Annotated in this window: 9 protein-coding genes; 3 read left to right on the top strand and 6 right to left on the bottom strand. The window is 73.7% G+C overall.

Annotated elements, in window-relative coordinates; all coding sequences use genetic code 11:
* Window positions 1-44: 44 nt before the first annotated feature.
* A complete protein-coding gene (locus ACIRNI_RS10335; RefSeq protein WP_403550831.1) occupies window positions 45-2,003 on the bottom strand; it encodes a hypothetical protein in 1,959 nt (652 codons plus the stop codon).
* A 52-nt stretch (window positions 2,004-2,055) separates the two neighbouring features.
* Window positions 2,056-5,064, bottom strand: a complete 3,009-nt coding sequence (locus tag ACIRNI_RS10340; RefSeq protein ID WP_403550833.1) for an alpha-N-acetylglucosaminidase — start codon at window positions 5,062-5,064, stop codon at window positions 2,056-2,058.
* A 201-nt stretch (window positions 5,065-5,265) separates the two neighbouring features.
* Here ACIRNI_RS10340 and ACIRNI_RS10345 point away from each other — a divergent pair, with 201 nt between their 5' ends.
* Window positions 5,266-5,718, top strand: coding sequence for a hypothetical protein (locus ACIRNI_RS10345; protein ID WP_403550132.1), 453 nt, complete (start codon window positions 5,266-5,268; stop codon window positions 5,716-5,718).
* Window positions 5,719-5,755: 37 nt separating this feature from the next.
* Here ACIRNI_RS10345 and ACIRNI_RS10350 read toward each other — a convergent pair whose 3' ends face one another.
* Window positions 5,756-7,261: a DUF1996 domain-containing protein gene (locus tag ACIRNI_RS10350; RefSeq protein WP_403550134.1), complete on the bottom strand. Its 1,506-nt coding sequence runs from the start codon at window positions 7,259-7,261 to the stop codon at window positions 5,756-5,758.
* Between the two features lie 134 nt (window positions 7,262-7,395).
* Window positions 7,396-8,397 (bottom strand): NAD-dependent epimerase/dehydratase family protein, encoded by a 1,002-nt coding sequence (locus ACIRNI_RS10355; protein ID WP_403550136.1) that lies wholly within the window; start codon window positions 8,395-8,397, stop codon window positions 7,396-7,398.
* 218 nt (window positions 8,398-8,615) lie between these two features.
* Here ACIRNI_RS10355 and ACIRNI_RS10360 point away from each other — a divergent pair, with 218 nt between their 5' ends.
* Together ACIRNI_RS10360 and ACIRNI_RS10365 are read left to right on the top strand one after the other, a co-directional pair.
* The gene (locus tag ACIRNI_RS10360; protein WP_403550138.1) at window positions 8,616-9,242 is read left to right on the top strand and encodes a hypothetical protein; all 627 of its coding nucleotides are present in this window, start codon (window positions 8,616-8,618) and stop codon (window positions 9,240-9,242) included.
* A gap of 48 nt (window positions 9,243-9,290) precedes the next feature.
* Window positions 9,291-10,727, top strand: coding sequence for a PepSY-associated TM helix domain-containing protein (locus ACIRNI_RS10365; protein ID WP_403550140.1), 1,437 nt, complete (start codon window positions 9,291-9,293; stop codon window positions 10,725-10,727).
* Here the strand turns inward: ACIRNI_RS10365 and ACIRNI_RS10370 are convergent.
* Both ACIRNI_RS10370 and glnII read right to left on the bottom strand, forming a co-directional pair.
* Window positions 10,724-11,278: a winged helix-turn-helix domain-containing protein gene (locus ACIRNI_RS10370; RefSeq protein WP_403550142.1), complete on the bottom strand. Its 555-nt coding sequence runs from the start codon at window positions 11,276-11,278 to the stop codon at window positions 10,724-10,726. The genes ACIRNI_RS10365 and ACIRNI_RS10370 overlap by 4 nt on opposite strands.
* A gap of 324 nt (window positions 11,279-11,602) precedes the next feature.
* A complete protein-coding gene (gene glnII, locus ACIRNI_RS10375; RefSeq protein ID WP_403550144.1) occupies window positions 11,603-12,637 on the bottom strand; it encodes a glutamine synthetase in 1,035 nt (344 codons plus the stop codon).
* Between the last annotated feature and the right edge of the window lie 50 nt (window positions 12,638-12,687).

The following is a 12,687-nucleotide window of genomic DNA, read 5'->3' on the forward strand; positions in this document are numbered from 1 at the left end:
ACTGATGGGTACGCCGCCGGCAACAGGGTCGTGCACGGGGTTCTTCAGCGCAGGCTGTTGATCCTCGTACCGTCCTGGAGCCGCCCGCCGAGCTCGACCCGCTTGGCCGGCTTCTCGTCCACCGCCACGGCCAGCAGCCGGTCGTCCGACGCTCCCGTCACCGCCCCCGAGACGGCGATCGACGTCACCTCGGGGCTGCCGGCCGCGACCATGTACCACTGCCCGGCGGGCGACTTCCACAGGGCGCCCGCCAGGACGTGCGGATCGCGCGCCCCGCACGCCGGCGAGTCGTCGGCCTTCGCGACGACCGCGCCCGCCGTGACCGCGCCCGCGTGCGGCTCGGACGGCGACGCGGCCTCCGGCGCCTGGAACTGGGCCAGCACCTTGCCGCCCGTACCCCGCCAGGTCTCCGCGCGGGTGCACAGCCACCGCGCGGTGCCGCCCTCGGCGGGCAGCTCCTGCTGCGCGAACCGCCAGGAGTTCACCGTCCGTACGCCGTGCGAGCGCACCATCGGCAGGAGGCAGGCCGTACGCGCCCACTCCGCGCGCGCCGCGTCGTCCGTCACGTCCACCGGGGCCGACGGCGGGCCCGAGGTGAGCCGGGCCGGGGTGAGCTCGCCGAGGTCGGTCAGCATCCGCGTGGTCACACCGTCGCGCACCTCCAGGGCGTCCCACGTGCGGCACTGGCTCGGCGCGACGGGGCTGAGCATCGGCCCGGTCACGCCGTACGCGTCCCGCTCCAGCGGCCGCGTGGCCTCGGACGGCCTGAGCAGGTCCCGTACCGCCACGTCCCGCACCCAGGGCGCCGTCAGGTAGCGGACGTTGGCCTTCGTACGGCCCACCACCAGGGCACCCGCCGACGCCGTGTCGGCGCCGTCCGTGCGGACGAAGTCCAGCGCCGCCCCGGCCGTACCGCTCGTCGGCTCCGCGTAGCGCACCACCCGCAGGCCGTCGTGGAACAGCACCACCCGCGCCTGGTCCACCTCCCCGGCGAACAGCAGCTGCGGCGGGCCCATCGGCGGCCCCGGCGGCGTCCCCGGCGCCGCCGACACCTGCACCGTGCGCCCGGGCCGCGCCCATACGGCGAGGGCCCGCCGCAGCAGCGCGGTGTCGTTCACCAGCCCGCCCCGCGCGGGCCACACCGAGAAGTCCGTCCGGGCCGAGCGCTGCCACATGGCCGGGGAGACCCTGCGCAGATGCGCCGGGTCCAGCGCCGCCTCGGAGACGGGGTTGCGGGCGTACGCCGGGGCGGCCGCGCCGTCCGGCCCCCAGCCCTCGCCCGGCAGCGCCAGGAGCGCCCCGCACACCACCGCGGCCGCGAGCGCCGCCAGCGCCGCCTTGGTGTGCTGGCGCCGCCGCATCAGGTCCGTCGGACGGGCCTGGAGCGAGCACGGGTCGAACTCGGGGGACTCCAGGAGGGCGTGGCCCGCGGTGATGGTGTCCGCCTCGGCGAGCGCCGCCTCCGGGTCCTCGACCCCGGCGGCCTGCAGCACCCGGCACGCCTCCGCGTCGCCCTGCCGCTCCACCCCGCGCAGCACGTACGCCGCGCGGCCCGGACCGGACAGCGCCGAGAGCCGCTGGTCCAGGGCCAGTTCGTCGGCCCCGCCGGAGCGCGGGAACAGCCGCAGGCCCCACACCTGGGGCAGCAGCGGCGGCAGCTGCGCCCGCTTGGGCCACGCCCGGCGCCTCAGCGGCAGGCCCGCCTCCAGCGCCTGGCGCAGCACCTGGCCGCGGACGTACGCGTACCCCGGGTCGACCGCGTCCTCCGCCGTCCGCCGCTGCCCGGGCATCGCGCCCCGGTCGCCGGGGCCGCGGCGGCGGGGCAGCGCGCGCTGCACGAGCGCGTGGGCGGTCAGGACGCGGCGGTTGCGGCCGAGGGAGGGCGGCAGCACCAGATAGGCGATGCGGACGAGCCGGGGGTAGTGCTCGACGAGCGCCGCCTCGGCCTGTTCGACGTCGACGGGGGCGGGGGTAGCCAGTTCCTGGGTGCTCACGTTCAGCAGAACGAGCGAATCCTGGGATGGTCACCTGGCGCCCGTGACTCCCCGTCCCGGGCTACCAGCCCGTCAGTCCGCTGAACACCACCGTGCCGCGCGCCCCGCTGCCGCCGTTCGCGGCCGTCATGAACAGGCCCGCGTCCTGCGCGGCCGCCGCGCCCGGCACGCGCACCGTGGCGACCGTACGCCACGTCGTGCCGCCGTCCGTGGAGCAGGCGCCGGTGTACGCGCCGCCCGCGCGGGACAGCCGCAGCAGCACCGGGGCCGTGACGCCGGTGATCCGCCGGTAGGTGTCGACGGCGCCGTCGCCGTCCGCGTCGTACGTCAGCGCCACGCCGTTCGCGGGGGTCACCGCCAGGTTGAGGAAGCCGGGCGACCGCGGCGCGGCGAGGGAGTCGCGGACGACGATCCCGGCCCGCGCCCAGGCGCCGGTCGCGTCCTGTGAGTCCACCCGTACGGTCAGGGCGGAGCCGTCCGCCAGAGCGCCCTCCCTGTAGAGGGCGCCGAACTCGGCGGTGGCCTTCCACAGGTCCGTGCCGCCGCCGTTGACGGCGTACCGGTCGCCGAGCTGCCCGAAGACGGCGCCGTTGGCGGCGTACGTACGCCACGCCGCGTCCCGGAGGGGCCCGGCGACGTACAGGCTGCCCTGCTGGACGGCGGTGACCGGCTCCTCACCCTCGGGGCCGTACGTCGTGCGCAGCTCGTAGGGGAGCGGCTCGACGGGGGCGGCGAGGGGCCGGGCGGGGGCGGTGACGCCCCAGGAGACCTCTCCGGTGCCGGCGGGCGGGACGGGCGGGAGCTCCAGGGGCGGCTGGTCGCCGAAGCCCGTGAGAGTGAAGCCGACGCGGCCGGTGGCGCGCAGACCGCTGGCGTTCCGGAAGGCCGCCGTGAGCAGCGCGGTGCCGCCGGGGGAGAGCGCGGCGGGCTCGGCGGAGACGGTGACCGTGCCCTGATAGGGCGCGCGGGCCAGGACGTCGTGGACCCTTCGCGCCGTTGCGTACGGATCGTTCCGCGGCCGCAGGGGATAGGTCTTCGTCCCGTACGTCCAGGCCTCTTCGAGCGCGTACCAGTCGAAGGCATTCGGGGCGCGGTCCTGGGCGAGGGCGTCCTCCAGTTCGTCCAGGTACGCCTGCCACTGGGGGAGGTGGACGTCGGCGATGAGGCCGGACCAGTCGCGGTTGGCGTAGTTGGCGAGGCGCCCGGCGTCGGCGGTGGGGCGGTCGGCCCACGTGGTGACGAGCACCCGCGCGGTGCGCTCCAGCCCTTCGCGGCGCGCGTCCGCGAGCCACGGCCCCAGCAGGAACGCGCGGTGTGAACCGGTCATCTCGTCGCTGAGCCGCATCAGCCGCAGCCACAGCCGGGACAGGGCGCGGAAGGTGTCCGGGTCTTTGCGTGTGAACGCTGCTTTCAGCTGTCCGATCAGGTGCCAGGAGCGGTTGGCGAGGACCTGCCGCCCCAGGTCGGTGAGGTCGTGGCGGTACGCGTCCGAACGGCGCAGCGGCTCCCGTACGCCGAGCAGCGCGGCGAAGGCCCTGTCGAAGTCGGCGGAGTCGAAGGCGGGGGAGTGGGTGGCGTAGTGGGCGCCCGAGCGGGCGTCCAGGCTGGGGCGGGCGGCGAAGACGGAGTCGTGGGGGCGGCCGTCGCGGCTGGTGATCCGGTAGGCGGTGTCCCGCAGGACCGCGAACGCCTCCCGCGCGTCCGCGTCCCGGCCGCCGTAGCGCAGGTCGGCGTACGCCGCGAACCAGCGGTCCCGGTCGACGGGCTCGCGCCGCCAGGCCAGCTCCGAGAACAGCTCCAGGGCGGCGGGGTCCCGCTCGGCGGCTTCCGGCATGTACGCCGTCCCGGCGAGCGCGGAGCCGGCCTTGTCGCGCCAGGCGGTGAAGCGCTCCGCCCACACGTGGGTCTTGGCGCCGAGCGTGGTGCGGCCGCCGAAGTTGGGGATGGTGCCGAAGGCGTACGGGGCGCCGCCCCAGTCGCGCTCGCGGTCGGTGACCGTCTCCAGGTCGGAGAGTCCGTCCACGACCAGGACCTTGGTGGTGTCGAGGGCGTCGAGCAGCTCGCGGCGCGGGTTGGACTGCCAGCCCAGGATCACCCAGAGCGCGCCGGGCCGGGCCTCCCGGAGGGCGGCCTCGACGGCCCGGGCGGCGTCCGGGACGGGCACGTCGCCCGCCGAGCCGCCCTCGTGCAGCAGGTCCATCTTGAAGTGGCGTACGTCGCCGAAGAGGTCCGCCTGGTGGCGGTAGAAGGCCGCCGCCACGCGCCGGAACGCGGGCGTGCGCGGGTCCAGCCAGTCCGGGCGCCGCAGGCCCGCCCAGACGCCCTGCGGAACGGTGCGGGCATCGGGGTTGCGGGCGGCGAAGCCGTCCGGGACGGTGCCGAAGTACCCGGGCAGGACCGGGGCCATGCCGAGCTCGCGCAGCCGGTCCGCGATGCGGCGGCCCAGCGCGGCGCGGCGGGCGATCAGCCCGGGGTCGAGCGGTCCGCCGTACGCGCTCATGTTCTGCAGCAGCCACCAGGGCTGGTGCGAGGGCGCCGGGAGCCAGGCGCGGGCCTCGGCGTCGGAGTAGCCGAAGTCCCTCAGCAGCCGGTGGTAGACGGCCTCCTGGCCGACGGTGACGAGGACCTCGTTGAAGCCGTGCAGGGCGAGGACGTCGATGAGCCGCTCCCAGCGCGTCCAGTCGGCGTACGGGGCGGTGTAGCCGTCGTGCGTGTCGTTGAAGGCGAACCGGTGCGGGACGGTCGCCTCGTGCGCGAGCGGTTCGCGCGGGGCCGGGAGCGTGCGGGGCAGGCGGAGCTGGGAGCCGGACCAGGAGATGTGGGCGCCGCAGACGTACTTCAGGTACCAGTGGACGCCGGTGAGGAGGGTGGCGGGACTGGTGCCCGCGACCTCGACGCGGCCGGGGCCCGGGCCGGGGGACCCGGTGACGCGGAACCGTTCCGGGCCGCCCGTGAGGGGGCGGAGGCGGAACTGGTCCGCGTGGTCCGGCAGGAGCCGCGCGAGCGCGGCGCGGGCCGCGGCCGTACCGCTCTTGCTCCCGGGCCCGTCCTCCTCGGTTCCGTACGCCATGGCGTGCTGCCCGTTCCCGGCGAGGGCGGCACCCGCGCCGATCGCTCCGGCGGTCCCCAGCAACGTACGTCTCGACACTCCGGTCGGTACTCCGGCCACGGCGCTCCTCCACGGTGCTGACGAGCCATCAGGTGCGTGAGGGGTCGCACGTTACCTCGGGTTCGCACCCGGAACAGGGGTGCGAACCGGCACGATGGCCAGATGCGCACGGAACGACGAACGCGTACGGCCCGGGTGGCGGCGGCCGCCCTGATGTCCCTGACCCTTCCGGCCCTCGCGGCCTGCGAGGCGGAGAGAAAGCCCGATGCGGCGCCGCCGACGGCGTCGACGGCGCCGACCGCGACGGGCACCCTGGAACAGCTCGCTCGGGCGGCCGCCTGCGAGCCGGAGATCTCGACGGACGCGAAGGAACTGCGCCAGGCGAGGTGCGAGACGAAGGACGGCACGTACGTCCTGACCACCTTCGCCACCGACCGCGGCCAGCGCGAGTGGATCAACGCGGCGAACGACTACGGCGGCGCCTACCTGGTGGGCCGCAAGTGGGTCGTGTCCGGCGACCAGAAGGTGGTCACAGCACTGCGCGGCCGGCTCGGTGGTGAAGTGGAGACCGGTGCGTCGCACGAAGGGTCCCACTCGGGTCACCACGGGAGCTGACCGCGCAGGGGGGGAGGGCTGGTGGATCAGATGGTGATCAGGCGCAACGGCGACCGCCGTTGATGCAGTTCACCATCTGGCTCATCAGCCTGCTGTTGAAGACATTGATGAAATCTCCATGGTCGGTGATCGGCTTGTGGAGCTGCTCGGGGAACGAGTCGACCGCGAAGACCGTCCCTTGCGGTACGTCGTAGACAATGCGCTGCACGAGCTGGGGAATGGCCCGGAAACCCTGCGGGCACTGTCCGTTCTCGTTGGCGAAGGCCACGTGCGTACGGTGATTCGCGCTGTCGGTGTTCTGGCCGTCCCAGCAGCTCTGGAACTTGAAGGTGCGCACCACTTGGCTGCCCTGCGGGCAGATCGGGTACTTGTCCTTGAGCTGGCGGTTCTCGAATCCGGTACAGCTCCAGGACGCGTTGGCATTGGCGTCACCGTTCGTGAACGCCTTCGCGTCCCCGGTGATGATCCGCAGGAAGCGCGGCATCGGGGACACCTTGGAGACCGGGTTGCCGACGAAATTCATGGTGACCTGGGAGGGGGTCAGGATCTCGCCGACGTTCTGGTCCTTTCCGCCGCCGTCGGCATTGGCGTCGTTCTCGTTCTGGCCGTTCTGCAGACGCAGTACGGGCCAGAAGTAGGTCGACTTGTCGCCCTGGTTGCGGCAGGTGGTCTGCCCGCGGGCGAGATCGCCGTCGCTCGCGAAGGCGTCGTTGGCCTGGTTGCCGACGTAGTCGTGCATATGGTGGGCGCCATTGCTCACACCCGGCGCGACGATGACGTTGTCCGGGTTGAACTTGCCGTTCTCATTGCGGCCGCAGTCGGTGACGAAGCTGCCGCGGGAGGCGCCGCGCAGCTGGCGGGGGGTGCGGACGTTGGGCTGGACGGACTGAATGTCGACGAAGTCCCCGGCGACGGGCCCGTTGCCGGCCTGCCCCTGTCCTTGTCCCTGCCCTTGTCCCTGGTTCTGGTCGTCGCCCTGGCCGTCCTGGCCCTGGTTCTGACCCTGGTCCTGGCCTTGGTCCTGACCCTGGTCCTGACCTTGGTTGTCGCCGCCACCGAACGTGGCGGCGTCGTCCGCGCGCAGGGTGCAGGGCGCCATGCTCTGCAGCCCCTCGGGGCGGTCCGCACTCCGGCCGATGGCCACGGCGATCCGTTCGATGGCGGCCAGCCGCTTGTCCTTGAGCGGATTGAGAATGGCATTGTCGGCGAACCGGGGATCCTGCTGGATCCGTTGCTTCTCCTCGGCGAACCGCTGATACGCCTCGGTGATCTGGCTGTCCATGTTGGCCAGTTCCCGGTCCACCTCCCCGCGTGCCTGCGCGGGCACCTGGGGAAGGCCGTTGGCGACTTCGGGGCAGTCGATGGTGGAAATCTGCTGCCCGGCATTGAGGGTGTTCTGCTGCTGAGGCGGCGGGCTGGACCAGCCCTCGCCCGCGGATGCGTAGAAATTGGCCGCTACCAGCCCACCCCCGCCCAGTATCAGGGCAGCCGAGGCGGCGATCGCCCGGTTGGCCAGTGTTGAGCGTTTTCGTGTGCGTCCCATGGAACTCCAATCCCGGGAGGGGAGAACCGCTCCGTTCCATACGGAAGGCGCGCGTGGCCCGTTCAGCCCCTGCCCGGGTTCGTAGAAATCCACATCCGCAAAGGGGGCGTACTACTCCAGCCGTGCCGACTTCTTCACCTTTCCAGCCCCAGCACCTTGGCCTCCTGCTCCGGGCTCAGCCCCACCTGCGCCCGGTCGGGGCGCTGCGGCGCGGCGCCGCCGAGCGAGCGCAGCCACGCCCAGGTGTCGGCGACCGTCTCGTCCACCGGCCGGCACCGCAGCCCCGCCGCGAGCGCCTTCGACACGTCGGCCCGGTGCATCGCGTCGTGCAGCTCGCCCGGCGGCGTCCAGACCGGCAGCTGCGTCCAGGGCTCGACGCCCGCCTCGGCGATCGCCTCCGGCTCGGTCCAGCGCAGCTCGGCGTCCGCACCGGTGGCGCGCACGCAGGCGTCCAGCAGCCCGCCCATGGTCGTGTGCCCGGACGGGGAGACCAGGTTGTACGCGCCCGAGCGGCCGGCCTCCGCGGCGTCCAGGGTCCACTCCGCCAGGTCGCGCACGTCGATGTACTGCAGCGGCAGGTTGCGCGGGCCCGGCGCCAGGACCGGGCCGCCCCGGGCGATGCGGCCCAGCCACCACGGCAGCCGGCCCACGTTCTCGCCGGGCCCGAGGATCAGGCCCACCCGGACCAGCAGCGTCCGCTCGTCGCCGAACTCCGCGAGCGCGGCCAGCTCCCCGCCCCGCTTGGCCTCGGCGTACGGCACGTCCACCGCGTCCGGTGAGCCCTCCACCAGGGGCCCGTCCTCCGCCAGCCCCGGCGCCGGGGGCCAGGCGTACACCGAGCGGCTGGAGACGTACACGTACCGCCCCGCCCGGTCGGCGAGGAGCCGCGCCGCGTCCCGTACGGCGGCGGGCGCGTCCGTCCACGTGTCGACGACCACGTCCCAGGGGCCGGCGTCCGCGAGGGCGGCGAGGCCGCGCCCGTCGGGCGCGGTGCGGTCGCCGAGCAGGGCGGTCACCCCGGCGGGCGGCTCATGGCGGCCCCGGTGGAACACCGTCACCTCCCAGCCCCGGGCGAGGGCCGACTCCGCCACCGCGCGCCCCGCGAATTCCGTACCACCGAGGATCAGAAGTCTCATGACGGTGACTCTGCCCCGCACGCCCCACGCTGACCAGCGGTTCCGCTGCGGGAGGAACACCGCCGAGGACGGAACCGCGGACCCCGGGGCTCCCGCCCCCGGCGCGGGGGTGGCAGCATGAGCGGACGATGACGGAGCCCCGGTCGCCGTTGCGCGCCTTGCGTGCCGCACTTTTCGCGGCGGTGTGCGTGACCTTGGCCGCGGTGGGGCATTCGTCCATGTCTGCGCATGACATCCCGCTGCCCGCGCTGTTCGCCGCCTTCGGCGCGACGGCGGTCCTGGCCTGGCTGGCGGCGGCCCGCCGCAGGGGAGCGGCCTTCATCGCGACGGGCCTGCTCGGCCTCCAGGCGGCGCTGCACGTCACCTTCGGCGCGGGCCGCCCGCACCACCACGAACACGGCACCGCACACGGAACTCTTCACGGCCACGGCGGCACGACGCCGGGCGCCGTGAGCCACGAGCCCGCCTCTCTCCCCGAGCCCGCCTCGCTCCTCGATGCCCTCGGCCTCGACGCCGTCGGCCTCGACGCCGTCGGCCTCGGCGGCGCGTCCGCCGGGATGCTGGCCGCGCACCTGCTCGCCGCGGGCGCCTGCGCCCTGTGGCTGGCCCGTGGCGAGGCCGCGTTCTTCCGGATCGCCCACGCCGTCGGCGCCCTCGCCTTCACACCGCTGCGACTGCTCCTCGCCCTCGTCCGGCTGCCCGAGGCCCCGCGCCCGCCGCGCGGCGCCCGTCCGCGCCCCGCGCGCCGGCACCACGGCGTCGTCCTCGCCCACAGCCTGTCGCGGCGCGGGCCGCCCGCGCTCGCCGTACCCCGCGCCACGGCCCCCGGAGCCGCACACGTCTGACCTGGGGGCCGCTTTCCCCTGCAGACAACGCCGACTCCTAGGACAGTCATGGCCATTGACGACCGCACCACCACCCCCATACCGGAATCAACCAGTCCGAAACAGACCACGTCGACGTGGAGCGCCCTGCGCCCCCTCCTCCTGCGTGTCCACTTCTACGCGGGCCTGCTCATATCCCCGGTCCTCCTCCTCGCCGCCGTGAGCGGACTGCTGTACGCCCTCTCCTTCCAGGTCGAGAAGGTCCTCTACGACCACGAGCTGCGGGTCCCGGCCGGCGAGCGCGTCCTGCCGCTCTCGGAGCAGGTCGACGCCGCCCGTACGGCCCATCCGGAAGGGACGGTGACGGCCGTGTGGCCGTCGCCGGAGGAGGGTGCCACCACCCGCGTCCTGATGAGCAGCCCGGACGTCGAGGAGGGCAAGTCCCTCGCCGTCTTCGTCGACCCCTACACCGCCGAGGTGCGCGGGGACCTGCCGAGCTACGGCAGCTCGGGCGCCCTCCCGCTGCGTGCCTGGCTCTCGGAGTTCCACGCGGACCTGCACCTCGGCGACCTCGGCCGGAACTACAGCGAGCTGGCCGCCAGCTGGATGTGGGTCGTCGCCCTCGGCGGCCTGCTGCTCTGGATCGGCCGCCGGCGCGCCGCCAAGCGGTCCCTGTTCCTCCCCGAGCGCGGCCCCAAGTCCCGTCGCCGCACCCTCTCCTGGCACGGCGCGGTCGGCCTGTGGGCGGTGACCGGACTCGTCCTGCTCTCCGCCACCGGCCTGACCTGGTCGCGGTACGCGGGCGAGAACGTCGACGTGCTCCAGGCCCGGCTCGGCGGCACCACGCCCACCGTCTCCGCCACCCTCGACGGCGCCGCGCCCACTGCTGACGGCGGCGGCCACGAGGGCCACGGCGCGGGCCACCAGCAGCCGCAGGCACCGGCCGGGGCGGACGTCGGCATCGACAAGGCCGTCGAGGCGGCCGCCGCGCAGGGTGTCACCGGACGGATCGCGGTCACCCTCCCGGCCGACGGCAAGGGGTACGTCGTCAAGGAGACCGACACGCAGTTCCCCGCCCACCTCGACTCGGTCGCCGTCGACCCGGCCGACGGCCGGATCATGGACGAACTGCGGTTCTCCGACTACCCGCTGTTCGCCAAGCTCACGCGCATCGGTATCGACGCCCACATGGGCGTCTTCCTGGGGCTGCCCAACCAGCTCGCCCTGGCCGCCCTCATGGTGGGCCTCATCCTCCTCATCCTGTGGGGCTACCGGATGTGGTGGCTGCGCAGGCCCACCAAGGAGCGGACGCTGAGCTTCGGCCGCCCCGTGCCGCGCGGCGCCTGGCGCAAGGTGGCGGCCACGCTGCTCCTGCCGCTCGCGGCCGGGACGGCCCTGGTGGGCTGGTTCGTACCGATGCTGGGCATCAGCCTGCTGGCGTTCCTGGTGCTCGACGCGGCGCTGGGCGCCCTGGCGGCCCGCCGCGCCTCGCAGAGCGCCTCCTAGGGCGCGTACTTGTAGCCGACCCGCCGTACGGTCTGGATCGTACGGCGGTGTTCGGCGCCCAGCTTGCGGCGCAGGCGGGCCACGTGCACGTCGACGGTGCGCCCGTCCCCGACGTGGCCGTAGCCCCACACGGTGGTCACCAGCTGGTCGCGCGTGTGCACCCGGTGCGGGTTCGCCACCAGGTGCGCCAGCAGCTCGAACTCCAGGTACGTGAGCTCCAGCGGCCGCCCGTCCACCAGGGCGGTGCGGCGGACGGCGTCGATGACCACGGGCCCCTCGCCCGTGGCGGCCCGGCCGGGCGGGTTCTGCCCCTGCTCGGCCGGTACGAGCACGAGGTAGCCGACCATCGGCGGCTGCCCCGGCAGCACGGGCACGGCGTGCGGTGGCGCGGGCAGCCAGGTGGCGCCCGGCGGGATCAGCTCGGAGACGTCGACGGTGTCCACGACGTCGACGACCTCGTCCCGGCCGACGGCACGCAGCCGGTGTCGGCCGGTCGGCAGGGGAAGCGGGGACAGAGGGGTCACAGGGGCGGCGGTACGGGTGTTCGCCATGATGGGGTCAGCTCTTTCGCGCGAAGGGACGGGAGTACGTCGTTGCGCGACGGCCGAAGGCAATCGGAGGCCCGGAGAGGCCTCCACCAGCGTTAGAGGGCCGACGCGTTCCTCGCGCGGCAACACACCCGGTCGAAGTCGTGGTGCTGACGGGACGGCCAGAACGGCTCGAGGTCGTCGCTGCGACCCGTGGCGGTGTTCCGGAGGCTGGCCATGCCGCTATTCAAGCAGACACCCCCGTACGTGCGGGAGGGCGCCCGCCGAAATTCGGCGGACGCCCTCGCGTCGTGCAAGTCCCGCACCGTCATGCGGGGTGATGGGGGATCAGACCTGGCCGGCCTTCTCCAGCGCCTCGCAGCAGGTGTCCACCAGCAGGCGGGTCACCACGTACGGGTCGACGTTGGCGTTCGGGCGGCGGTCCTCGATGTAGCCCTTGCCGTCCTGCTCGACCTGCCACGGGATGCGGACCGAGGCGCCGCGGTCGGACACGCCGTAGGAGTACTGGTCCCACGGGGCGGTCTCGTGCAGACCGGTCAGGCGGTCGTCGATGCCCGCGCCGTAGTTCTTGACGTGGTCCAGCGGCTTGGAGCCCTCACCGAGCGCCTCGCAGGCGGTGATGATGGCGTCGTAGCCCTCGCGCATCGCCTTCGTCGAGAAGTTGGTGTGCGCGCCCGCGCCGTTCCAGTCGCCCTTGACCGGCTTCGGGTCGAGGGTGGCGGAGACGTTGAAGTCCTCGGCGGTGCGGTACAGCAGCCAGCGCGCGATCCACAGCTGGTCGGCGACGACCAGCGGCGCGAGCGGGCCGACCTGGAACTCCCACTGGCCGGGCATGACCTCGGCGTTGATGCCGGAGATGCCCAGGCCCGCCTTGAGGCAGTTGTCCAGGTGCGCCTCGACGACGTCACGGCCGAAGATCTCGTCGGCGCCGACACCGCAGTAGTAGCCGCCCTGGGGCGCCGGGAAACCGCCGGCCGGGAAGCCCAGCGGACGGGTGCCGTCGAAGAAGGTGTACTCCTGCTCGATGCCGAAGATCGGCTCCTGGGCGGCGTACCGCTCGGCGACCTCGGCCAGCGCCGCACGCGTGTTGGACTCGTGCGGGGTCATGTCCGTGTTGAGGACCTCGCACAGGACCAGGATGTTCTCCCCGCCGCGGATCGGGTCCGGGCAGACGTAGACCGGCTTCAGGACGCGGTCGGAGGAGTGCCCCTTGGCCTGGTTGGTGCTGGATCCGTCGAAGCCCCAGATGGGGAGCTCGGCGACGCCGGTGGCCGCGCCCGCCGGAAGAATCTTCGTCTTCGAGCGAAGCTTGGCGGTCGGCTCGGTGCCGTCGATCCAGATGTACTCGGCCTTGATGGTCACGGGGGTGCCTCATCCTTCGGGTGCAGCGGGTGTCGCGCTCCCGGCAGCTT

It is taken from the genome of Streptomyces sp. NPDC093546, assembly GCF_044765045.1.
GTDB lineage: Bacteria > Actinomycetota > Actinomycetes > Streptomycetales > Streptomycetaceae > Streptomyces.

Bases quoted from the DNA above. Each gene is read 5' to 3' on its own strand.
- ACIRNI_RS10340 (WP_403550833.1), bottom strand. From the start codon at position 5,064: ATGGCGTACGGAACCGAGGAGGACGGGCCCGGGAGCAAGAGCGGTACG.
- ACIRNI_RS10345 (WP_403550132.1), top strand. From the start codon at position 5,266: ATGCGCACGGAACGACGAACGCGTACGGCCCGGGTGGCGGCGGCCGCC.
- ACIRNI_RS10350 (WP_403550134.1), bottom strand. From the start codon at position 7,261: ATGGGACGCACACGAAAACGCTCAACACTGGCCAACCGGGCGATCGCC.
- ACIRNI_RS10355 (WP_403550136.1), bottom strand. From the start codon at position 8,397: ATGAGACTTCTGATCCTCGGTGGTACGGAATTCGCGGGGCGCGCGGTG.
- ACIRNI_RS10360 (WP_403550138.1), top strand. From the start codon at position 8,616: ATGTCTGCGCATGACATCCCGCTGCCCGCGCTGTTCGCCGCCTTCGGC.
- ACIRNI_RS10365 (WP_403550140.1), top strand. From the start codon at position 9,291: ATGGCCATTGACGACCGCACCACCACCCCCATACCGGAATCAACCAGT.
- ACIRNI_RS10370 (WP_403550142.1), bottom strand. From the start codon at position 11,278: ATGGCGAACACCCGTACCGCCGCCCCTGTGACCCCTCTGTCCCCGCTT.